This window comes from Flavobacterium sp. WC2409, assembly GCF_041200085.1.
In the GTDB taxonomy this organism is placed as follows: Bacteria; Bacteroidota; Bacteroidia; order Flavobacteriales; family Flavobacteriaceae; genus Flavobacterium.
Genome location: NZ_CP165625.1, coordinates 3,890,970 through 3,915,292, shown reverse-complemented (window position 1 = coordinate 3,915,292; position 24,323 = coordinate 3,890,970). Strand labels below are relative to the sequence as shown.

Here is a 24,323-nt window from a genome sequence, read left to right as displayed (position 1 = left end):
TGTGGTTTTTGAAATTTAATTATTTTTAAAAATTAAAGAAGATTTAAATAGAAATGGAATTACTGATACATTTTCTATCATTATTAAATAGAACCTACCTATACTATATACTAATATATAAACAAAAAGCACTCTTTTAATCTAACATCCCTAGCCCTGATAGTAACGAAAATCCTTATCTGGCGGTGTTCGCCAGATAAGATTGTAGTGAATAGCAGGAAAAAGCTCCAAATTCATTTCTTTATTTTAATAATAAATTATATTCTAATCGAAACGAATGGCTTTTACAGGAGAGATTTTGGTTATTATATAGGATGGAATTAATAATACCAAGAAACAAACACTAATTGTAAGTACGTTTAATAATGCTATGTATCCAAAATTAAGATAAACGGGAGCTTGGTCTACATAATAATTCTCTGGATTAAGTTTGATTATCCCAAAATACTTCTGAATCAATAAAATTGCGATTCCGATTAAGTTCCCCCAAAACAATCCACGTAGAATAAGATAAGAAGCATTATATAGGAATATTTTGCGAACCGACCAATTATTAGCCCCAAGTGCTTTTAAGATTCCGATCATTTGCGTGCGTTCAAGGATAAGCACCAATAGTGCTACAACCATATTAATAGTTGCTACAATTATCATGACTACTAATATAACGATGATATTGAAATCAAATAATTGCAACCATTCAAATATATAGCTGTACTTTTCAATTATTGTTTTGGTGTCAAGAGTGGAGCCTGTTTGTTGATACACTTGATCTCCTACTGTTTTTATATTATCAAAGTCAGAAACAAAGACCTCAAATGCTCCTACTTGATCCGCAGTCCACTTATTAATGCGTTGCATGTGGCGAATATCACCTATTATATAGGTAGCATCGAATTCCTGAAAACCAGAGTTAAAAATTCCTGTGATTTTAAATCGACGAATATTGGGTAGTTTATTCTGACCTTCTTTCATGAAGAACGTATTAAAAGCATCCCCAACTTTTAAATGAAGTCTATTGGCAAGAAATTGAGAAATAACAACATCCTCATTTAGGTTCTTAGAAAAATCAGGCAGTTTACCCGCAACGAGGTACTCCTTTATGTTGTCCCATTTATAATCCGGACCTACCCCTTTGAATACAATTCCTTCAAAAGCGGTTTCTGTTCTAATAATTCCTGCTTTACTAGCGATAGCTTGAATATGAATCACTCCTGGAACTGAAGTGAAATTTGGATAAAAATCTTGCTTTTTAGAAATGGGGACTAAAGTAACCTCCGACTGATTGCTATCAAAATTTGAAATAATAATGTGACCATTGAAGGCTGATATCTTTTCTCGAATTTTTTGTTGTAATCCAATACCAGTCGCCACAGAAATAATCATCATAATCATACCAATTGCGATAGCCGAAATTGCAATTTTTATAATTGGGGCAGATATACTACTTTTATAATCTTTAGCAGTGATGAGTCTTTTGGCAATAAAATATTCTAAATTCAATTTGATGAGTTTCTGATTTGGATTCAAAAATACAGCTAAAACACGAATTACACTAATTGACACTAATTTATTCTACTTCAGTAAATATGCTTTTATTTCTAAAAAAAATATCGTTTACAATCATTCCGTTTATTCTTTTATGTGCGTGCTCTAGTGCCATGGATAAAAAGAAAACTTCAAATTGGGACTGGACTCAAGATACTATTGCAACTGCAGTATATCCAAAAATGGATATATTACAAAATAAAGCGGACAACCTATTAAGCATTAAAACGGGTGCAGATAATTTTGAACTCTATTTGCCTATGTTAAAAAACAAAAAAGTTGGCATCGTTACCAATCAATCAGGTATTTTATCTAATAAAATTCACTTAGTAGATTTTTTACTATCCAAGAATATCGATGTGCAAAATATTTTTGCTCCAGAACATGGATTTCGAGGTACCGCTGACGCCGGTCAACATATAGTGGATGGAAAAGATTCTAAAACTGGGCTTTCAATTATCTCCCTTTACGGTGATAATAAAAAACCAAAAACGGAACAGTTAGCCAGTATCGACATTATGGTTTTTGATTTGCAAGATGTAGGTGCTCGTTTTTACACTTACATCTCTTCTTTACACTATATTATGGAAGCATGTGCAGAAAATAATATTCCACTTCTTATTCTAGACAGACCCAACCCAAATGGCGGAATAGTTGACGGGCCTATTTTAGAGAAAGAATTCACCAGTTTTGTAGGAATGCACCCTGTTCCATTATTGCATGGAATGACCATTGGTGAATATGCCCAAATGATAAATGGTGAGAAATGGTTGAAAAATAGAGTTCAATGCAAATTGACTGTTATTCCTTGTTTAAATTACAATCACAATTTATCATATAGTTTACCTGTAAAACCTTCTCCAAATCTTCCGAATGATCAAGCGGTGAATTTATATGCAAGTTTATGTCTTTTTGAAGGGACAAATGTAAGCGTAGGAAGAGGAACTGTGCAACAATTCCAAATTTATGGATCCCCATTTCTACCAAAATCTAATTTTAGTTTTATTCCAAAACCAAATATCGGAGCACAAAATCCGATTTACAATGGTGTAATATGTTATGGTGAAGATTTATCGGCTATTGCCAAAGTAAACCAACTAGAATTAAAATGGATAATTAAGGCTTATAAAAACACAGACGATAAATCAAAATTCTTTAATTCCTTTTTCACCAAATTAGCTGGAACAAAAAAACTGCAGGCACAAATAGAAAATAATATTCCTGAAGTAGAAATAAGAGCAAGCTGGAAAGAAGGATTACTAAACTTTAAAGAAATGAGAGAAAAATATTTGATTTACTAATTAGACTTCAAAAAGCAAAACTTATAAAGGCAATTTCTTCTTCATTTCTTCCACAATATTAAATGCCGCAGGACAAATCGTTACATTCTTTAATGTTAAATCCGTTATCTGCTGGAACTTCTTCCTATCTGTATGCGGAAATTCTCTGCAAGCTTTAGGACGTACATCATAGATAAAACAAGTATTATCCGTATCTAAAAAAGTACAAGGAACACTTTGCAATACATAATCCTGATCTTCATCAATACGCAAATATTGCTCAATAAACTGTTGTGGTTTTTGTTTTAGATATTTTGACACACGCTCAATATCTGCCGAAGTAAAAAGAGGGCCTGTAGTTTTGCAACAATTAGCACATTTTAAACAATCCGTTTTCTTGAACTCTGCATCATGAATGTCTTGCATTACATAATCTAAGTTTTTAGGCGTTTTCTTTTTAAGCTTATCGAAATACTTTTTGTTTTCAATATGCTTATCTTTGGCTTCTTTAGGAAGATTGTTTAAAATATGTTTCAAGTTTAAATTTTAAAGTTGGGAACACAAAAGTAACAAACTTGCAACCTGAAACCTGAAATTTTAAACAAAAAAGATGAAAGACCTTTTTGGCAAAGCCATCCTTGATTATCAAACAAATAATTCACCTGAGGATTTAATAACAGAAACAACTATATCCGAAGAAGATGAGATGAGTGTAGCTTACTTATTCCGTTCCTATAATGAAATGCCAAAAATGGAACAACACGCACTACAACTTGCCAACGGTAAAATTCTTGACGTGGGTTGTGGAGCAGGAAGTCACAGTTTATACCTACAAAACGAACGTGGCTTAGAAGTAACTGCAATTGACATTTCACCAAATGCTATTAAAGCTTGTTCATTGCGTGGTATAAAAGACGCGCGCGTGCAGGATGTTATGACCTTAGAAAATGAAAAGTTTGACACTATTTTACTACTAATGAATGGAGCTGGAATGTGTGGCAAACTTACTAATATTCCAAAATTCCTATTACAACTCAAAGCCCTTTTGAATCCTGGGGGTCAAATTCTATTAGACAGTTCGGATATCATTTACATGTTCGATGACGACGAAGATGGAGGAAAATGGATTCCATCGAATAATAACTACTATGGAGAAGTTATTTTTAACATTGCTTATAAAGGTGAAAAGGAAAAACCATTTAACTGGATGTATATTGATTATAATACATTACAAAATGCCGCTTTCGCCAATAATTTAAAGTCCGAATTAATCCTTGAAGGAGAGCATTATGATTATCTAGCAAAACTTACTTAATAAATTAATTTTATAACGAAAAACTGATGGAAGAAATAGAATTAGAAAAATTAAAGTATCCTATTGGAAAATTTGTCACCCCTGAATCATATTCAAGTGAATACATATCAAATAAAATAGCCGAAATAGCAACATTCCCAGAAAGACTAAAAAGAGAAGTAGAACATTTAACAGAAGAACAACTTGATACTCCTTATCGCAAAGAGGGTTGGACTATAAGACAAGTGATTCATCATTGTGCCGAAAGTCATATGAATTGTTACATACGAATAAAATGGACACTGACAGAAGATACCCCGACGATAAAATATTACCATGAAGATTTGTGGTCAGCACTTGATGACAGTTTAACAATGCCTATTGAACCTACCTTATCACTATTAGAAGGATTGCATTTTAGACTGGCTTTTATCATGAAGAATTTATCTAATATAGATTTAGAAAGATCATTTATTCACCCAGAACATGGCGCTAGTTTTCAATTACGAGAAATAATAGGCACTTATGCTTGGCACGGGAATCACCACTTAGCACATATCACTGAATTAAAGAAAAGAAATAATTGGAACTAATAAAAAAGCCAAACAATGAAAATCATTGTTTGGCTTTTTAACTTTATAAAACGACTAACTATTGTTTCATATATTTCATCATAATTCCTTGTAAACTTCCTCCCCATTCTTTTGAGGCACCCATCATTTTCTTTGTAAAATCCCCCATGTTTCCGTTTATCTTTTTCCCAATAGGGCTTTCATAAAATGCAATCATTTCTTTGATGTCTTTTTCACTATACATTTCAATATAGATATTAGCCAAAGAATCATATAAACTTGGTAATGTCGCATCAAATTCTTTTAAAAACTCACCTTGTTTGTCAGTAGGTATCATTTTTAGAATTTGTTCTTTAGCCACTTTCATGGAAGCATCACTACCACTCAAGTTTATTAATTTCATTACATCTGCTTTCGAAGCAGCTTGTTGGGCAAAACCCAATTGGAAAATAGAAAATAGAGCTAAAGCAAATAGTACTTTTTTCATAATAATTAGTTTATATTAAGGAATATTTAAATATTTATGTGTTTGTAATGAAACTCTCCATTTTGGATTGTTCATCACATAGTCAACAATAAGGGGAGTCATTTCTTCTTTTTTACTCCATTCAGGCTGAAGAAATAAAATTGCGTTACCATTTACCAACTCCGCTTGTTCTTCTGCAAAAATGAAATCATGTTTATTATATATGATAACTTTCAATTCATGCGCGTTATCATAAACGGTTTGAGTTGGCAACTTATTCTTTTTCGGTGAAAGACAAATCCAGTCCCAAGTTCCTGTCAAAGGATATGCACCCGAAGTTTCAATATGAACTTTTCGATTATTCTCTTTTAACTTTTCCGTTAGTAAACTCATATCCCACATTAAAGGCTCTCCACCAGTTACAACAACAGTTTCTGCATATTTACTAGCATTTTCAACTATCCTATCGACAGCAGTTGGAGGATGCAATTCAGCATTCCAACTCTCTTTCACGTCACACCAGTGACATCCCACATCACAACCACCTATTCTTACAAAGTACGCCGCGGTACCCGTATGAAAACCTTCTCCTTGAATGGTATAAAACTCCTCCATTAACGGAAGCATTGCCCCTTTATTTACTTCTAATTGTATTTCTTTTGATAACATTTTTGTAATTTAAAGTGCAAAGATAACTAATTTGAAAAGGAGTTAATTTATAATATGAAAATGGTTTTGTAAAATAGTATAATTACTAAAAACTAAAGAGCTCGTTACACAAAATAAAAAACCCGATAGCGTTAACTATCGGGTTTAAAATATTATTATTTAAAATTAATTATTTCAGTAATTTCAAAGATTGAGTAGCGTATGCATTTTCAGGATCAATAGCTAAAGTTTTTCCGAAAAACTCTTTAGCTTTAACTTTATCAAAGTTAGCATATCCTGCTGCCATTGAGTTATAACATTCAATTAATTTAGATTTCACTGATGGTTTTGCCAATTCAGTTTCCCCTTTTTTAGTTACAATATCAATATACTGTTGGTAATACATAATCATTGCTTCATCATTCTCTAATAAACTATTTGTTCTTGCACGAGAAAGATAAACATCTTGAGTATCAGGTGATGCAGTAATAACATTTCCAAAAGCAATATCAGCCTTTTTCAATGCGATAGTATCTTTAACAATTCCTGGTTTAGTATTGTCAAAATAAATTGCATTTCCTAAATAGTAATTGTCATATAAATAACCATTTGATGCAGGGTTTGAAGTTGCAATTTCTAAAACTGCAGCAGCTTCTTTATACAATTTTTGCTCGTAAAGACCTTTACCTACTTCTCCAAGTTCACTAGTTACAGCATTATCCATCTCAACACCTTTTTTTACACTTGCTATACCTTTTTCAAAAAGAGCTTGATCAACAGTAACACCATCAGCACTGATTGCTTTCTTAATATTAGCCAACCCTAAGTATAAATAATCAAGTGAAATCACTCTGTTAGTAGCACTAGCAGTAAATTCTCCCAATGATTTAATAGCCAAATCATAGTTTCCGTTTTGATAAGCAGAATATCCTAAATAACGATAGATTCTAGGATTTACTTTATCCAATTCTTTCATTTTATTAGCTTCAACTTCTAAAGCTTTATAATCTTTAGTCAGAATCAAGAAATCAGCATGACGCATACGAGAAGCTAATGAATAGTCAGTAAGGTCCATGTATTTTTCATAATACCCTAGGGCTTCTTTAAAATATTGTTCTTGTCTTCCAGGAACATTAAGTCCCCAATAATAATATGTTTCAGCTAATTCTCTGTAAACTGGACCATAATTAGGATTAGTACCTACAACAGCTTGATAAGCAGCTACTGCTTCAGTATAAGCCTTAGCCCCTTTTAATAAAACACCAAGTTGCATTTTTGCTCTAATTAAACTATTGTCAGCTTGAAAAGCATTACGGTACGCTGAATAAGCTGCATTTTGATTTTTATCTCCATAATATGCATCTCCAAAAGCTAAAAGAACTTGTGGTTCTTGACCACTCTTTTCTTTCGCTAATTCTAAAGTAGCAAGTGCCGCTTTATAATCTGGTTTTTCCGAATTCATGTATGCTCTTGCAACATAAACATATTCTGCAAAATCTTTTTTCCTTTTTTCGTTAATAGCAGCAGCAAATTTAGTTTTTGCAGCAACTACATTACCATTATCAAGATCAATCTGACCAAGACCAATATTATTTAAATGAGCATGATCTTTAGCCGCTAATCCGTTTTGATATGTAATCTTAGCAGAGTCAGCAACGTTTTGATAAAGATAAACATTCCCTAAAAGAAAGAAAGCTTCACCTTCAGAAGGATCCGATTTAATTATAGATTTTAAAGTTGTTTTCGCGTTTTGATATTTTTCGGCATCAATTTCTTTCTTTGCTTGATCAATATCTTGAGCATGACTTACCGTAACTGAAGCCAGAAAGGCAACACTTAAAATTTTAAATTTGTTCATTTTAACTTTATTTGATTTATTCATATACATTTTCATTTTTCCTTTATTTTGATTTAGTTGTAATTATAATTTTTCTTCCAGGAGTACGAAATGGTAATAACCCAGACTTTAAAATTATACGTTGCCCAATATCTCCCGCCATAAATGAAGCAAAGCCCATTCCTAATCCAGAGTATCCCTGACAATTTATTATATACAAATCACGTGCCAAAGGATAAGTCCCTTCCGCCAAATTATTTTGAGTAGGCGAAACATATGTCTTCTCATTGAGCCCTTTTACACTTAAAACATTAAGTTTTTGTAAATACTCACTAACAGTTGATGTAGGTCGATACAACCAATTTAAACCAACTACACCTAACATTCCTTCATTTTCAGAAACGTACTTCAAAACTTCTTCATTCGTTTTAAAAGAATAAATTCCCTTTGAAGGATTTACATTTAAACCTGCAACTTCTTTCAAATAACGAAGGGTACTAGAATTAAGATTATCGAAAACCAACCCTTTGATTTTTTGTTGAGATTTACCTTGCATAAAAGAAACTACATCTTGCAACGCAATTAAAGTGTCATTATTGCTTTTATTTGAAACAAATGCAATTGCATCTGTTCCAATAATAGTTGTTTTAGGTTTAATTTTAACAGATTCAAAATATTTCTCTTCCTCTTTATTTAAGGTTCGAGCTAACACTACAATTCTTGTACTATCTTTTAAAAAAGATTTTATAACCTCATTTTCAGATTTTGCAATCAAGGTAATTTTAGCATTATATTCACTTTGAAATACTTCAATTTGTTCCTCAATGATCGGTTTTAAAGTCTCATCAACAAGAATAGAAGTAGAACCTTTTAGGATAGTTTCTTTATTCTTATTAGAATTTTCAGATTGTTTACAACCTAAAAAAGCCAATAAAAACAAACAAACAAAAATACTTGAAAGTTTAGCTGTCTTTTTCATTTTAATCTTTATTATCATTAATTATTCGCACAAACCTTATAAAGGCATATACTATTAGAAGAGCTCCAAATGCAATTCTATAATTCATTGGCATCACAATTGGAAAATTCTTCATAAATATAATAAATAATCCTAAGATGAAATAAAGAAGAAAAAACAAAATCCCTATAACGAGAAGAAATCGCTCTTTTAGCGATTTCTTCTGAATATTTCTATATATTTTATCCAACATTAATCCGCTGTTTGAATAGTAATCGGCAAAGAGTATAATACTCTAACCGGTTTTCCATTTTGAACACCTGGATTCCATCTCGGACATTTTTGTAAAACTCTGATAGCTTCTTTTCCTGTTCCGTAACCTATATCTCTTAATACTTTGATATCAGTTAATGAACCATCTTTTTCTACTACAAAAGTAACATACACTTTTCCTTTAAGACCTTCTTCTTCAGGTGCACGATAATTTTTACCAACGTAAGTGTAAAATTTATCCATACCCCCCGGAAATTCCGGTTTAACCTCAATACCTGCAGTGTTGTAAATTTGGTTATCTTCTTCAACAATTTTAGTTGGCCCAGGACCTACTGGCGCTACAGTCAAAACTGCATCTGGATCCCCTTTTACTGTTTCAGCACCAATCTTTTTGTCTTTAATTTCAGCAATTTTTGGTGGCTCTTCTGTCACTTCTTCTGCTTTAGCAACAACTGGTTTCACAAACTTCACTTGGTCCACTTTCGGTGGTGGTGGTGGAGGTGGTGGAACATTCAATTTAGGCTCTTCTTTTTTCTTAGGTGGTAACTTTATAGTAGTGATTTTTACATCTCTATCCATTTCTGAGTCATCACCTTTAGGGATTAAGTCTATGATAAGAGGAGCAGCTACAGCTAAACTAAAAAATATCGCACCAAGGATAAGTGCTCTAGTAGTAGTTTTTGTATTTGACTTTCTTAATTCATAAGCACCGTAAGTTTTATTACGTCCTTCGAATACGATATCAACCCATTGGTTTTTTAATATATCTAATTTCATCTTTCTTAATTATTAGGTTATTAAGAAAACAAGATTGCTCTTATTTTCCTTCTAACAATTTTGTTTCTTCAGGCGTAAAATCATTAACAATAGCATACGAACCATTATCCCCTACTTTAACAATTGCCATTTCATCAAGTATATCAACAACATTTTTATAGGTTGATTTTTTACTCGGTTTGATAATTACAATAATACCATCTTTAGGTTTCCCCTTAGCAGCAGAATATTCTAATACCATTCTGTTTCTAGCAATTAGTTCCTTACGGATACCATCTTTACCATAAGAAAAATCTTTAGGAGCGCCACCTTCAACAGGTGTAGCTAATAAACCAACATATCTTATAAGTTTATTATCTGCTCCTAACAAAAGAGTCATCGTACGATTTTCATCCACTTTGATATCTTTATTTTTAGTAGGATCTTCATCTTTATCTGGCAACCCCAAACTCATCGATTGAGGTTTAGACAACGTAGTGGTAAGCATAAAGAATGTGATTAATAAGAAAGCCAAATCCACCATAGCAGTTAAATCTACTTTTGAGTTTTGTTTTTTACTTCTTACTTTGCCACCTTTTCCGCCTCCACCGCCGTCGGTATTTAATTCAGCCATTTTAGTGTCTTTTTTTTAATTAAAAATCTTCTGTTCTCAAACCAGTAACTAAACTAAAGCTATTGATTTTTTGATCTTGACAAATATCCATTACTTTTCTAATAGCTGGATACTCTTCTTTTGCATCGCCTTTTATAGCAATTTGCAACTCTTTGTCATTCACCTCTATATTTGCTATACGTGCATTGTAAATCCAATCTTTCAATTGATTATCAAGAGAATCCATAGGCACACCAGGCTGACCCGCTTTACTTCTATCTGCTGACTTCATTTCAATGATTTGCTTCAAGTTAGTAATTGGCACACCAAAACCTTCCATTAAAGAAAACATTTTTTTATCTTCATCTGTAAAAGTAACATTGTATTTTTCACCCATTAATTCCAAAGTTCTAACACGAACTTCTCTTCCTTTTAGGTCAAAAAACACTTTTCCTTTACCAACAGTCAACGTAGCCAAATCAGTTTCAGGTATTTTAGTCTGAACAGTAGATGAAGGTGTATCAACTGGTAACGCTTCAGGAATTTTAGCAGTAGCTGTCAAAATAAAGAACGTAAGCAAAAGGAACGCAACATCACACATGGCAGTCATATCAGTCGATGTTGACTTTTTTTTCATTTTTATTTTAGCCATTCTTTTTATTTTTTATTCTGATATCAATTATATCAAAAATTATTATTGTTTCAAACTTCCTCTGAATCTTCTGTAAGTATTTACAATTGTAGTACCTGCCTCATCAATAGAATAAGTTAAATCATCAATTTTCGCAGTAAAGAAGTTGTAAGCAACAATAGCTAAGATAGAAGTAGAGATACCTGTTGCAGTATTAATAAGTGCTTCAGAGATACCTGTTGCAAGAGCAGCTTGATCCGGAGTACCAGCAGAAGCTAATGCACCAAACGCTTTAATCATCCCTGATACAGTTCCTAATAATCCACCAAGTGTTCCTAAAGAAACTAAAGATGAAATAATAGTCATATTTTTCTCTAACATTGGCATTTCAAGTGAAGTAACCTCTTCGATTTCTTTATGGATAGTTTCAGAAGCTTCTTCGCTGTTGAATCCTTCTTTTTTAACATCTTGGTATTTTACCAAAGCAGATTTAATTGCATTTGCAACAGAACCTTGTTGTTTGTCACAAGAAGCAATAGCGTCATCAATATGACCTTCTTTGATACTTCCTTGTACTTTTTTCATAAAAGCATCTAAGTTACCTTTTCCAGCAGCTTTAGAAATCACGAAAAATCTTTCAATTGAAAATACGATAACCATTAATAACATTCCTAACAATACTGGTACTATAAATCCTCCTTTGTAAACTTGACCTAAAGTATTTATTGGGTGACCAGTTTCTGGGTTTCCACCTTCAAAATTTGTTGGAGATCCCATGATAAATTTCCAGATCAAAACACCAACAAAAACACATAATACAATAATGATACCCGAAACCATTCCTCCTCCGTTTGAACTGCTTTCTTTTTTAACGTTTGCCATTTTTTTTAATTTTAATAGTTTTAAATAATTTATTTTTAGTTATAATAAACTTGTAGTCCCGCAAATTTATATGTTTAGTTCAAATAAAAAAACTTTTTTTAATTTTATTCGAATTAATTTTAAACAAAATTAACTTAGCCCATTTTTTTCTTTGCCTTTTTATCAATATGATTCCACGAAATCGGTATTTTAAAAAAAAATACATATTATTTTGTGACAAAAACAAAGAAAAACCCAACAAAATATTGAAATCGATTAAAAATGCTTTTTTTAATTATTAGCAACAAAAAAGTAATAATATTACAGTAAACACTTAAATTATTAAATTTCAAATAATAATAATATATTGCAGATAATTAATTTCAGATAACATTATGAATAATACAGATAACTTTACAAAACATATAAACGAAGGGTATACCTCTAAAGGCGAGAGCATTATCCTTGGTGGCGCTATACTTGACGGACAAGCTTTAGCTAATAGTTATGTAAAAATCCCACTAAAAACTCTGAATAGACATGGCTTAATCGCTGGAGCTACAGGAACAGGAAAAACTAAAACTATTCAAGTTTTATCCGAACAGCTTTCTTCTTTTGGTGTTCCAATCTTAATGATGGACATTAAAGGAGACTTTAGCGGAATTGCTAAAGAGGGTGAAGAAAAATCATTTATCACAGAGCGTCATGCTAAAATAGGAATTCCTTACCAGATATCCAAATTCCCAGTTGAGCTGCTTACGCTATCAGAACAAAATGGGGTGCGACTAAGAGCAACCGTTTCCGAATTTGGGCCTGTATTATTTTCAAGAATACTAGATTTAAATGACACGCAGTCAGGAGTTGTATCCGTTATTTTTAAATACTGTGATGATAACAAAATGCCTTTATTAGACCTTAAAGACATTAAAAAGGTAATTAACTATATCACCGAAGAAGGAAAAGAAGAAATTACAAAAAGCTACGGAAAGATTTCAACCTCCACTACTGGAATCATTCTTAGAAAAATAATTGAACTTGAACAGCAAGGCGCAGAACTATTTTTTGGTGAAAAATCATTTGAAATTGATGATCTTATGCGAATTGACGAAAACGGAAAAGGATATGTCAACATCCTTCGGTTAACAGATATTCAAGACAAACCTAAATTATTCTCTACTTTCATGTTGAGTTTACTTGCTGAAATATACCAACAGATGCCAGAAAAAGGAGATTCTGACAGACCAGAGTTGGTTATTTTCATTGATGAAGCTCATTTAATTTTTAATGAAGCCAGTAAGGCCTTATTAGAACAAATAGAAACTATTGTAAAATTGATTCGTTCAAAAGGTATTGGAATTTATTTCATAACTCAAAATCCAATGGATGTTCCAAGTGGTATATTAGCACAACTAGGTCTAAAAATACAACATGCTTTAAGAGCTTTTACAGCAAAAGACAGGCAATCCATAAAACAAACTGCTGATAACTACCCTAGTTCTGATTACTACAACACAAGTGAAGTTTTAACTAGTTTGGGAATTGGAGAAGCACTTGTAACTGCATTGAACGAAAAAGGAATCCCTACTCCACTAGTAGCAACAATGCTTAGAGCCCCAATGAGTAGAATGGACGTCCTTACTGAAAGTGAAATTCAGGAAATCAACAGCAAATCAAAACTAGTTAAAAAATATAGTGAGCTTATTGATCGCGAAAGTGCTTACGAAATACTTAACGACAAAATTTTAGCAGCAGAAAAAATAGCTGTAGAACAAGAGAAAGAAAAAGAAGAACAAAAAACGGTAGAAACAAAAACTAAATCTGGACCTAGCACTACTGAAGTAGTAGGTAAGTCGGTTTTAAAAGTCCTAACTAGCGCCACTTTCATTAGAGGTTTTTTCGGCGTTCTTTCGAAAATTATGAAGAAATAAAACTGGATTTGATTATAAAATAAAATTTTACAATTAATCAACAACCCTTTCTCATTTTAAAAATTGGAAAGGGTTTTTTTTATAAAACACGGGATGAAAAAATATTTCATTCAAAACGCTCCATTTGTAGTCCCAACAACTGACGGAAAATTAATTGAAGAACATCATGGCCTAGCTTCCACGAGCTATCAAGAGCTATCCATTGCTCATATGATTGCCCCTCCTAAATGGAGCGAACCATTTCAAACTCCTGAATTTGACGAATACACCTATATAATAAGAGGAAAAAAACAATTTATTATTGACAACGAAACTGTAATCCTAGCAGTTGGTCAATCTATTCATATAGAAAAAAACACCCGTGTCCTGTATTCCAATCCATTTGAGGAAGAATGTGAGTACATTGCCATTTGCAAACCTGCATTTGACTTTACCAAAGTACATCGAGAAGAATGAAAAAAATTCCTGCTTATATTTATAAAAATAAGCAGGAATTTTAATTTACAGTCTATTCTGTTTTTGAAACTTTACTTAAGTAATTCTAATATTTTGTCTTCAATTAGTTTACTATCCCAGATTTTTTCAATATTCTCGGTTTTCAACACTTTTTGCATAATTTCATTTTGTAAATCCCCAATAGCTAATGCCTCCGTGTATGGACGGTCACTAAAAGTAACTCTACTATATAAAGGAATCCATTTGTCAGGATGCTTATCTGAAAATAATTTTTCTATTTTCTTTTGCAAAAGAAAATTATCATCAGCCGTTTTAGAACTCATTTCCATGAAATTTCTATATGAAAGTTCTGCGATAGCGTCTGCATTCGGTTTACGAGAATCTTGGTATTCAGAAAAAATAGTCTCCCAATCATCTCCATATTTTTCAATCATTTCATACAACACTGAAATATCTTCAAAACCTGCATTCATGCCTTGTCCATAAAAAGGAACAATTGCATGGCAAGCGTCTCCTATCAAAGCCACTTTATCTTGATACGTCCAAGGAAAACATTTCATAGTTACCAACGTACTTGTTGGATTCTTGAAAAAATCTTCAGCCAACTTTGGAATTACTTCAATTGAATCTGGGAAGTTTTTCTCAAAAAAGAATTCCACATCTTTTTGTTCTTTTAAAGAATCAAAAGAGTTTTCGCCCTCAAAAGGCATAAACAAAGTACACGTAAAGCTCCCGTCAAGATTAGGCAAAGCAATTAACATATACTCCCCACGAGGCCAAATATGAAATGAATTCTTATCTAATTTATGAGTCCCATCGGAATTTGCAGGAATATTTAATTCTTTATACCCCATATTTAAAAACTCTTGTGAGTAATTAAACATACTTTGACGTTGCATGCGATGACGAATTCTTGAAAAAGCACCATCGGCACCAAAAACCATATCGTATTTTTTTTCTTCCCAAATTCCTCTTTCCGTTTCTCCAATATGTAACGTAGCTTCTTTCAAAGTTACATCCCAAATTTTTTGATCAAAGAAAAACACTGCGCCAGCCTCTTCAGCAAGATCAATCATCTTTCTATTCAAAATTCCTCTCGAAATAGAATAAATAGCTTCTCCTTCTTGTCCGTAATTTTGAAAATTAAGTTTATCAACTAAATGAATAGCACGCTTATCCATTGGGATTGCAATCTCTCGTACTGCTTGACCGACACCAACTCCATCTAAGGCTTTCCAACCTCGATTAGACATCGCTAAATTTATAGAACGTCCAGAAAATTGTATTTGTCTAATATCAGGACTTCTATCATAAATATGAACAATATGACCTGCTTTACGTAAGTAGATAGCTAATAAAGATCCGACTAAGCCGGATCCGACTACTGCTATTCTTTTTGGAGTTTGCATTATTTTTTATAAAAAGTTAGGCAAAATTACTGATTTATTATTTTAAGGAGTTTAAAAAACTCAGTTTTTACTTGGCATAAAAATTAATTTTGTTGAAGTTTTAACAATTTCCTCTTTATTTAATTTCATTTTCCTGAATTTTCCTTGATTATACATCTCGGCTTGGTCACTATAATGAGAGCTTAATGGATTTCCAGACTGACCTGTAGGTAAAATACTCCAACTATTTTCTATATCCGAAAAATCGACAATTCTTCTTGTTGACGGACCTCCCTTAATTGTATATTTTTCTTCATTTGAATAATCAAACATTTGATTGTTGATCACCTCGTTTGAACCTGAAACTTCAAATGGACCTACATTAAATATTTTTCTTAAAGCGGCTATTTTACCCAAAGGATGCTCATATTCTACAACATGTACTTTATTCCAGGTCCAATCAGCAACTGAATTCCCTAGCTGTTTCTCTAAAGTAGCAACAGCTTCTTTAAAAGAATTTGATATGATTTCTTCCCTACTTTCCATTTTGTTTTTAGTCGAAATGTTATCCCACCATGGTGAAGTAGCATTGAGAAGCTGCTTCGCAATCATTTGTTTCATTACGTGTGTCGACAAAAACTGCTTGAAACCAGTAGCTCCAAGTTCGTCTTCAAAAGTATTTTTTAGATACAAATAAATCCATTTATTGTAAATTGTAGGTGCAACATCATTCAAATTACTCGTTCCTTTCCAAGTTTTCAAAACTGTAACCGCAGCTTGCTCATTATTAGAAAGGGATTTTAGGTCAAGATTTGCTATTAGGTTACTCACAACTTCAGGAGCAACTGAAGAAGTATTATCAGTTATCATTTTACTCACTGCTTCTTTGTCCCAATCGGATTTAGGATCCAATAAATGGGTTATTCTTTTGGCTCGATCTTCAGGGAGATAATATCCTGGATACAAAAAACCATCTATAGCTTCTGGTTGATTATTGGCCGAATAAACGTAATTCCAGTCTGGATTTTCTGCTGATGGATTTTTGGAGAAATCTAAATAATCTGTTATATCGTCTTTACCTGAAGCACCATCTAAAATAAAATGAGTGTCGACTCCCTGATTGTGCTTGTATAATTTCCCCGTTGCCCACCAAGCTACATTCCCTTTTGCATCACCATACATTACATTTAATCCTGGGGCAGCAATTAGCGATACCCCTTTTTGAAATTCGGCTTTACTTTTAGCATGAGAAAGCATGTATACGGCATCGAGAATATGAATAGGCTGTTGTGTATAAATCCACGACATTGCCACTGGCTTTTTAACATCTAGACCATCAATTAAATCATTCATGACAGGACCATGTCTAGTCACTTTTACATTCAAAACAACATCTGCGCTGTCTTTAACTTTTATTGTTTTTTTTCTAGTTTTATAATCCGAAAACCCTTCTGGTGTTTTATATTTATTTCCATCGGTAGGATTATTTTCTTCTTGATACAAATCGATATCATCATTTTCAAACATAGTTAAGCCATATGTATAATCTCTATTATGTCCCAATAAGGGATATGGGGTTCCAGCAAGATAACATCCATACAATTCAAATTCTGGCGTTACAATATGCGCTTCATACCAAGTTCCTGGTTGTGAGAATCCAATATGCGGATCATTTGCAAAAATAACTTTGCCACTTTTGGTCTTCTTTCCGCCAATAACCCAACTGTTACTTCCTATAAAAGGAGGAATAGGAGATTGATCTAATAATGCTGTAATAGATTTAGAAATAGCGGTATATTCCTCTGGCTTTTCTTTTGCATTTTTAATTTTTACGGTGTTAAACGAATCGTCTAGACCAAAGTCTTTCAAATAATTCATTCCATATTTATTCTTGATATCAGTCATCAAAGGATCCGTTTTTTGAGCCATCGCAAAACTAAAAGACATATAGCCAAAAATATTATAAACGTCTTTTATTGTAAACTTTTCCTTTTTAACTCCCACCAACTGAAACTCAATTGGGGTCTTTCCTTCTTCAAGATATTGATTGATTCCATCAAGGTAGGCCATAGTCAATTGATAACTTGGGCTATTTTTATCTAAATTAGCAATCGCCTTTTCCGAAGCTTCTTCTATACCGAGCCCTGCAAAAAATTTATCATTCTTTAAGGCTACTTTTCCGAAAATCTCAGACAAGCGTCCAGGAGCTATGCGTCGCATTAATTCCATTTGCCATAATCTATCTTGAGCATGCACATAACCTAGGGCAACCATCGCATCCTTAGAATTTGAAGCATAAATATGAGGTACGCCAAAGTCATCAAAATAGACGGTCGTTTCTTTCTGAATATTTTTTAATTCTATTTTTCCATCATATTTTGGCCTTAGATAGATTCCATAGGCAAGTATCGCAATGGAAAGAATAACTACTAATGACACAACAAAGAGCAACGTTTTTTTGACTATTTTCATATTTACAGAAATTATACTGACAAATATAAACGATTTCACTATTAAACGAGATGAAATTTTATCTCAATAAAGAGGAAGCAAACACAAAAACATAATTAATTTGTTTAATTTATTATAGAAAACAATAAACAAAAAGTATCTTTGTGTAAAAACTTAAAATGAAACAATTATCAATATTAGATCTATCTAAAATGGGACGAGTAGAACGATTGAATTTAATTAATTCGTGTACTGGATATAAATCGGCTAATTTAATTGCAACAAAATCTATCTATGGAAAATCAAATATTGCTATTTTTAGTAGTGTTACTCATCTAGGCAGTGACCCTGCCTTGATTGGATTCATCGTTCGACCTACAACAGTTCCAAGAGATACTTATAAAAACATTAAAGAGACTGGCTATTTTACTGTAAATCACGTGACCGAATCGATGATTGCTGATGCGCATCATACATCTGCCAATTATGACACTGGAGTTTCAGAATTTGAAAAGACTAATTTGGAAGAAGAATACAAGGATAATATAAAAGTACCCTTTGCAAAAGGAAGTCCCATTCAATTGTATTGCAAATATGTAAATGAATATTATATTAAAGAAAATGACACTATACATGTCATTGCATCCATTGAGGATTTATTTTTTGAAGAAAACTTGAGACATGATGATGGATGGTTACAAATCGACAAAGGAAATGTTGTAGCGCTAAATGGCTTAGATGGATATTGCTTACCCAAATTAATTGACCGATTCCAATATGCTAGAAAAGACACACCTACTCAATCATTTTTAAAATAGATTTAAAAAAACAGCACAAAAAAGTGGTTTATATCATATGACCTAAACCACTTTTTTTATAAACAACTTTATTTATTTTTTACTTCCATCTATAATCGCTCCAGTACCTGCACCTACACCAGCACCAGCAATACCACCAATTATAGCTCCCTGAACTTTTTTCTTACTAATAATAGCTCCAGTTGCAGCACCTACACCCGCTCCAATAACAGCGCCTTTGGCAGTACTACTCCACCCTTTCTTCTGAGTGGTAGTCGTGGTAGTGGAAGTTGTAGAACTAGATGTTGCTGGCTGATTTACGACAACAACTTCTTTTTGAGATTCTACTTTAGCCATTTCAACTTGCATCGAATCAATCACTTTTTGTTTCTCTATTGCTACTTTCATTGAATCGATTGTTTCTTCCTTAGTTGCTTGAGCATCCATTTTTACTTGATTTTTACAAGAAAATAGCACAACTGATAATACTAGTATGTATAAAGCTTTCATGATTTTTAATTTTATTTATTAATACATTACAAAGAAACGGTTTAACCACCTATAATAACTTATATAATTCCGAGCAAAATTTATAAAATTATCAGAACTCTAAATCTATCTTAGAATTCCAGCTTTCAAAATTTGCCCAAAATTGTACATGTCCTCAAAGGAACAATACAAAGGAACCGGCGCTAGACGAATTACATTGGGCTCTCTCCAATCCGTAATTACCCCATTTTTCATTAGATAATCAAACAATGTGCGTCCTTCACCATGAAGAAGAACTGACAATTGACATCCTCTTTCAGATACGTTTATTGGAGTAATAATTTCGAAAGTACTATCTACTTCTTTATCTATTTCATGTAGAATAAATTCCAAATAAGAAGTTATTCTATCTCTTTTCTCAATTAAAGCGTCCATCCCTATTTCATCAAACATTTCGACAGAAGCTAAATAAGGAGCCAAAGAAAGGACTGGCAAATTACTTATTTGCCAACCATCTGCACCGTGAACAGGATCAAAAACAGGTTCCATTTTAAAACGTCTTTCCTTATTATGTCCCCACCAACCTGCAAATCTTGGTAAATCTGGATTGTTATGGTGTTTTTCATGCACAAAACAACCCGATGCATTTCCTGGTCCTGAATTCATATATTTATAACTGCACCAAGCAGCAAAGTCCACATTCCAATCATGTAATTCCAGTTTAATATTCCCAGCTGCATGAGCCAAATCCCAACCTACAGTTGCACCTACTTTGTGACCTGCAGCCGTTATTGTTTTCATGTCAAAAACTTGCCCCGTATAATAATTTACTCCTCCTATTAAAACCAAAGCCAGCTCCTCTCCTACTTCATCAATTTTGGCTAATACATCTTCAATGCGAATATTGTGTTCTCCTTCTCGACGTTTTATTTCGACTATAGCTTCCTCTGGTTTATACCCGTGAAAATGAACTTGAGATTGAAACATATATTGATCTGAAGGAAAAGCTTTTTCTTCACAAATGATTTTATATCTGGTTTTTGTAGGGCGGTAAAAAGAAACCATCAATAAATGAAGATTTACGGTCAACGTATTCATAACCGTTACTTCAGATGGCAAAGCTCCCACAATTTTGCTTAATGGTTCAGCAAAACGTTCTTGATAATCCCACCACGGTTTCTCTGCATAAAAATGCCCTTCGACAGCTAGATTTGCCCAATCGTCCATAACTTCATCAACATAGGCCTTAGCACTTTTGGGTTGTAGTCCTAAAGAGTTCCCAGTGAAATAAATTACATTTTTTCCGTTTACTTTTGGAAAAATAAACTCTTCTCTGTATTTATTTAAGGCATCTTGCGCATCTAATTTTCGTGCAAATTCTTTAGTATTTTCGAAAGTCATGGTATGTATCTTATTTGTGTCGTAAAATTAGGTTTTATTTATTCTGCTACAAAATGGACCCTCTTAATATATTCCTATAACTAATTACCAAAACACAAAAGCTTCTATAAATATTTATAAACCAGTTCAATATTTAACTATATTTGATAGCGCCTAAAAATAAAAATATGCTTAAAAATAATTTGAACGTCCTTATTCTATCCATTGCAATGGTGATTTCTGCCTACTTATTTTCGAATGCTTTTCAGAATCGAAATAAAAATAATGATATTATTAGTGTTACAGGACTAGGTAAAAAAGATTTTGTGTCTGATTTAATTGTTTGGAATGGTTCTTTTTCTAAAAAAAGCAGTACGTTGAAAGACGCTTACGCCAGTCTTGATAATGATAGAGAAAAAATAAAAACATATCTTACAGGAAAGGGCATCCAAACTACTGAAATGGTGTTTTCGGCAGTGAATTTCAACAAAGATTTTGAAACTACTTATAATGAAAATGGCACGACCAGACAACAGATTTTTACTGGTTTTACTTTAACTCAAAGTGTAAATATCCAATCTAAGGATGTGAATAAAATTGAAGAAATATCAAGACAATCTACTGAGTTAATTAATTCCGGAGTTGAATTTTACTCTAGTGCTCCCGAATATTATTATACAAAACTTGCGGAATTAAAAATCAAGATGATTGCTGAAGCAACGAAAGACGCTAGTACAAGAGCAAAGAGCATTGCCGAAAATGCAGATGCCAGTCTTGGAAATTTAAAAAAATCAGATATGGGTGTTTTTCAAATTATTGGCCAAAATTCATCAGAAGATTTTTCTTATGGGGGCTCCTTTAATACGAGTTCCAAAAACAAAACCGCGACCATTACTGTAAAACTAGTGTATCAAGTAGACTAATTCATTCTAAATGCATTGTTGCGTGAGGGATTGCTTCGCCAGTTCGCTATCGCTCGTGTGAAGTGAAAATCCTTATTTATTATGGAGCGATAGCGAAATACTAAATAAGAGTGTAGCGAATAGCCCGACCCTTGGGGCACGCCCAAAAAAAAAAAATCTCGCCATTGCTGACGAGATTTAGTGAATTAACCTTTATTTCTTATTAGATGATCAACATGGCATCACCGTAAGAATAGAATTTATATTTTTCTTTGATTGCTTCTTCATATGCTTTTTTCATTAAATCGTGTCCGCAAAATGCAGAAACCATCATTAATAAAGTAGATTTTGGTGTATGGAAATTAGTAATCATACACGTTGCTAAACTAAAATCATGAGGAGGAAAAACGAATTTATTTGTCCAACCATCAAAAGGATTTAGCGTTCCATGTGAAGAAACTGAGCTTTCAACTGCACGCATAGAAGTAGTACCTACAGTACAAATACGTTTTTTCTTAGCTTTAGCATCATTTACAATATCACACGCTTCTTGAGTAATTTTTAATTCCTCAGAATCCATTTTATGTTTAGATAAATCTTCTACCTCAACTGGATTAAAAGTTCCTAAACCTACGTGAAGTGTCACCTCAGCAAATTTAATTCCTTTAATTTCTAATTTTTTCAATAAATGCTTAGAGAAGTGCAATCCTGCAGTAGGTGCTGCAACAGCTCCTTCTTCTTTAGCGTATATAGTTTGGTAACGTTCCGCATCTTCAGGAGTTACGTCTCTAGAAATGTATTTTGGGATTGGAGTTTCTCCAAGTTCCGTTAATTTTTTTCTGAATTCTTCGTAAGAACCATCGTAAAGAAAACGCAATGTTCTACCACGAGAAGTAGTATTGTCAATTACTTCAGCAACTAATGAGTCATCATCACCAAAATATAATTTATTTCCGATTCTGATTTTACGAGCTGGATCTACTAAAACATCCCATAAACGTTGTTCTGCATTTAGTTCTCTTAATAAGAAAACTTCAATTCTAGCACCCGTTTTTTCTTTATTTCCGTACAAACGTGCTGGAAAAACTTTAGTATTATTCAAAATCAAAACATCACCATCATCAAAATAATCGATAACGTCTTTAAACATTTTATGTTCGATTGTTTGTTTTTTACGATCAATAACCATTAGACGAGCCTCGTCTCTATTCTCTGCGGGAAATTCTGCAAGAAGTTCTTTTGGTAAATCAAATTGAAAATGTGATAATTTCATCTTTATTTTTTTGTTTAAGTTGAACCCTAGGACCGAGCATAGGGTGACAAAAAGTTAATTGAAAATCAAATAACTAAGCGGATGCAAATATACGACTGTGAGATAGGCGTTGTCAAGTGTTTTGCTGTTTATTTTAAGCAAACCACATTACAGTTTAAAACCATAAAGGGTTAGATGCCATAAACATTGATAAATATTGAAAAACTTAGGAAATAATAAAATCTAGTTTTTTCATATCTTCCCAGAAATCAGGGTAGGATTTAGAAACTACTTCGGCATTTTCAATTATTATTGGCACTTTTAATGCTAATGGTGCAAATGCCATTGCCATTCTATGGTCATTATAAGTGGCGATTTTAATATTATGATAGATATTTGTAGATGAGATTAATGTCAAACTATCATTCGTCACCGAAATAGTAGCACCTAGTTTTGTCAACTCAATGCGTAGCGCTTCCAGTCTATCTGTTTCTTTAATTTTCAAGGTATGCAGTCCAGTTAAATGACAACCAATTCCTAGTCCTAGACAAGTAACCACGATAGTTTGTGCAATATCGGGTGTGTTGTTTAACTCTAAGTTTAAAGTCTCCGGTTTAAAGGTGGTGTCTTTTGTTAGGGTTAACATATTATTTTCGAATAGAGATATAACACCCATTTGTTTATAGATTTCAACCAAAGCGGAATCTCCTTGTAAACTATTTTCCTTGTAACTACTCAATGATATTGAAGCCGTATCGGCCAAGGCCACCAAACTAAAAAAGTACGAAGCTGAACTCCAATCGGATTCAACTGTCATTACTTTTGGCTCTACTGTTGCTTTTGGAAAAACTTTAATTACATTTCCTTCAAAACTTGTTTTTACGTCTAAATCATTTAGCAAAGCCAAAGTCATTTTGATATAAGGAACTGAGGTGATCTCACCAACTAAATTTATTTCGATTCCGTTTTCTAATTTTGGTGCAACCAACATTAAAGCCGAAATGTATTGGCTACTTACGTTAGCTGGAATATTTACTTTTGAAGCGGTAATTTTTTGTCCTTTGATTCGAATAGGTGGATATCCTACTTCTTTTTCGTAAGTGATTTTTGCTCCTAATTGTTCCAATGCTTCCACCAACACTTTTATAGGACGCTCTGTCATACGTTGTGAACCAGTCAACACCACTTCACGTCCTTCGTTTACTGCAAAGAAAGCAGTAAGAAAACGCATTGCTGTTCCTGCATGATGAATGTCTACAATTTCTTCCTTTCCTTTCAATGCTTTCTCCATCACCTCACTATCGTCAGAGTTGGATGTATTTGCTAATGTTATATTAGGAAAAAGTGCTTTCAATAACAAAAGTCTATTGGTTTCACTTTTTGATCCGGTAACAGCAATTTGCGCTTGTAAATTAGAGTGGGTAGTTTGTAACAGTAAATTCATGGTTTTAATTATGAGTTATGAATTATGAGTTGTGGCTGTAGCTTTGAACTCAAAAACTTTCGGGCGCAATTTACTACTCCTCAATTATAATTCATAATTTAT

Annotated in this window: 23 protein-coding genes; 7 read left to right on the top strand and 16 right to left on the bottom strand. The window is 32.9% G+C overall.

All coding sequences use genetic code 11. The features are described 5' to 3' along the window. Positions 1-264 precede the first annotated feature (264 nt). Positions 265-1,500, bottom strand: coding sequence for an ABC transporter permease (locus AB3G34_RS16750; protein WP_369753076.1), 1,236 nt, complete (start codon positions 1,498-1,500; stop codon positions 265-267). A gap of 86 nt (positions 1,501-1,586) precedes the next feature. On the opposite strand from AB3G34_RS16750, the gene AB3G34_RS16745 reads away from it, so the two are divergent. After that, positions 1,587-2,846 carry an exo-beta-N-acetylmuramidase NamZ domain-containing protein gene (locus AB3G34_RS16745; protein WP_369753075.1) on the top strand — a complete coding sequence of 420 codons (1,260 nt, stop codon included), beginning with the start codon at positions 1,587-1,589 and terminating at the stop codon, positions 2,844-2,846. A gap of 21 nt (positions 2,847-2,867) precedes the next feature. Here the strand turns inward: AB3G34_RS16745 and AB3G34_RS16740 are convergent, their stop codons facing one another. After that, positions 2,868-3,362, bottom strand: a complete 495-nt coding sequence (locus tag AB3G34_RS16740) for a YkgJ family cysteine cluster protein (protein WP_367773410.1) — start codon at positions 3,360-3,362, stop codon at positions 2,868-2,870. Positions 3,363-3,435: 73 nt separating this feature from the next. Here AB3G34_RS16740 and AB3G34_RS16735 point away from each other — a divergent pair, with 73 nt between their 5' ends. Beyond that, positions 3,436-4,140 (top strand): class I SAM-dependent methyltransferase, encoded by a 705-nt coding sequence (locus tag AB3G34_RS16735; RefSeq protein ID WP_369753074.1) that lies wholly within the window; start codon positions 3,436-3,438, stop codon positions 4,138-4,140. 26 nt (positions 4,141-4,166) lie between these two features. Further along, positions 4,167-4,712: a YfiT family bacillithiol transferase gene (locus AB3G34_RS16730; protein WP_369753073.1), complete on the top strand. Its 546-nt coding sequence runs from the start codon at positions 4,167-4,169 to the stop codon at positions 4,710-4,712. A gap of 58 nt (positions 4,713-4,770) precedes the next feature. On the opposite strand, the gene AB3G34_RS16725 is transcribed toward AB3G34_RS16730, so the two are convergent. The 8 genes from AB3G34_RS16725 to AB3G34_RS16690 form a co-directional block, all read right to left on the bottom strand. Next, a complete protein-coding gene (locus tag AB3G34_RS16725) occupies positions 4,771-5,178 on the bottom strand; it encodes a DUF2059 domain-containing protein (RefSeq protein WP_367757013.1) in 408 nt (135 codons plus the stop codon). 15 nt (positions 5,179-5,193) lie between these two features. Beyond that, positions 5,194-5,826 (bottom strand): 7-carboxy-7-deazaguanine synthase QueE, encoded by a 633-nt coding sequence (locus AB3G34_RS16720; RefSeq protein ID WP_367773404.1) that lies wholly within the window; start codon positions 5,824-5,826, stop codon positions 5,194-5,196. Between the two features lie 169 nt (positions 5,827-5,995). After that, entirely contained in the window at positions 5,996-7,663 is a 1,668-nt protein-coding gene (locus AB3G34_RS16715; RefSeq protein ID WP_367757009.1) for a tetratricopeptide repeat protein, read from the bottom strand. A gap of 43 nt (positions 7,664-7,706) precedes the next feature. After that, the gene (locus AB3G34_RS16710) at positions 7,707-8,621 is read right to left on the bottom strand and encodes a PstS family phosphate ABC transporter substrate-binding protein (protein ID WP_369753072.1); all 915 of its coding nucleotides are present in this window, start codon (positions 8,619-8,621) and stop codon (positions 7,707-7,709) included. A gap of 231 nt (positions 8,622-8,852) precedes the next feature. Continuing rightward, complete coding sequence (locus tag AB3G34_RS16705; protein ID WP_367757005.1) at positions 8,853-9,650, bottom strand: energy transducer TonB; 798 nt, start codon at positions 9,648-9,650, stop codon at positions 8,853-8,855. A gap of 40 nt (positions 9,651-9,690) precedes the next feature. After that, positions 9,691-10,263, bottom strand: coding sequence for an ExbD/TolR family protein (locus tag AB3G34_RS16700; protein WP_367773400.1), 573 nt, complete (start codon positions 10,261-10,263; stop codon positions 9,691-9,693). 19 nt (positions 10,264-10,282) lie between these two features. Then, on the bottom strand, positions 10,283-10,894 hold the full coding sequence (locus AB3G34_RS16695; protein WP_367757001.1) for an ExbD/TolR family protein: 612 nt from the start codon (positions 10,892-10,894) through the stop codon (positions 10,283-10,285). A gap of 42 nt (positions 10,895-10,936) precedes the next feature. Next, positions 10,937-11,755, bottom strand: coding sequence for a MotA/TolQ/ExbB proton channel family protein (locus tag AB3G34_RS16690; RefSeq protein ID WP_367756999.1), 819 nt, complete (start codon positions 11,753-11,755; stop codon positions 10,937-10,939). Between the two features lie 374 nt (positions 11,756-12,129). On the opposite strand from AB3G34_RS16690, the gene AB3G34_RS16685 reads away from it, so the two are divergent. Further along, positions 12,130-13,662 (top strand): helicase HerA-like domain-containing protein, encoded by a 1,533-nt coding sequence (locus AB3G34_RS16685; protein WP_369753071.1) that lies wholly within the window; start codon positions 12,130-12,132, stop codon positions 13,660-13,662. A gap of 93 nt (positions 13,663-13,755) precedes the next feature. Then, positions 13,756-14,118, top strand: coding sequence for a cupin domain-containing protein (locus AB3G34_RS16680; RefSeq protein ID WP_367756995.1), 363 nt, complete (start codon positions 13,756-13,758; stop codon positions 14,116-14,118). 71 nt (positions 14,119-14,189) lie between these two features. Here the strand turns inward: AB3G34_RS16680 and AB3G34_RS16675 are convergent, their stop codons facing one another. Then, entirely contained in the window at positions 14,190-15,527 is a 1,338-nt protein-coding gene (locus AB3G34_RS16675) for an FAD-dependent oxidoreductase (protein ID WP_367756993.1), read from the bottom strand. Positions 15,528-15,587: 60 nt separating this feature from the next. After that, positions 15,588-17,978, bottom strand: a complete 2,391-nt coding sequence (locus AB3G34_RS16670; protein WP_369753070.1) for a penicillin acylase family protein — start codon at positions 17,976-17,978, stop codon at positions 15,588-15,590. Positions 17,979-18,136: 158 nt separating this feature from the next. On the opposite strand from AB3G34_RS16670, the gene AB3G34_RS16665 reads away from it, so the two are divergent. Beyond that, entirely contained in the window at positions 18,137-18,775 is a 639-nt protein-coding gene (locus AB3G34_RS16665) for a flavin reductase family protein (protein WP_367773390.1), read from the top strand. 72 nt (positions 18,776-18,847) lie between these two features. On the opposite strand, the gene AB3G34_RS16660 is transcribed toward AB3G34_RS16665, so the two are convergent. Next, complete coding sequence (locus tag AB3G34_RS16660; RefSeq protein ID WP_367773388.1) at positions 18,848-19,264, bottom strand: YMGG-like glycine zipper-containing protein; 417 nt, start codon at positions 19,262-19,264, stop codon at positions 18,848-18,850. A 105-nt stretch (positions 19,265-19,369) separates the two neighbouring features. After that, on the bottom strand, positions 19,370-20,644 hold the full coding sequence (gene kynU / locus AB3G34_RS16655; protein WP_367773385.1) for a kynureninase: 1,275 nt from the start codon (positions 20,642-20,644) through the stop codon (positions 19,370-19,372). 167 nt (positions 20,645-20,811) lie between these two features. Between kynU and AB3G34_RS16650 the strand changes: the two genes are divergently transcribed. Next, positions 20,812-21,546: an SIMPL domain-containing protein gene (locus AB3G34_RS16650; protein WP_369753069.1), complete on the top strand. Its 735-nt coding sequence runs from the start codon at positions 20,812-20,814 to the stop codon at positions 21,544-21,546. 202 nt (positions 21,547-21,748) lie between these two features. On the opposite strand, the gene queA is transcribed toward AB3G34_RS16650, so the two are convergent. After that, entirely contained in the window at positions 21,749-22,798 is a 1,050-nt protein-coding gene (queA, locus tag AB3G34_RS16645) for a tRNA preQ1(34) S-adenosylmethionine ribosyltransferase-isomerase QueA (protein ID WP_367756981.1), read from the bottom strand. Between the two features lie 205 nt (positions 22,799-23,003). After that, positions 23,004-24,221, bottom strand: coding sequence for a 3-phosphoshikimate 1-carboxyvinyltransferase (aroA, locus tag AB3G34_RS16640; protein ID WP_369753068.1), 1,218 nt, complete (start codon positions 24,219-24,221; stop codon positions 23,004-23,006). Positions 24,222-24,323 lie beyond the last annotated feature (102 nt).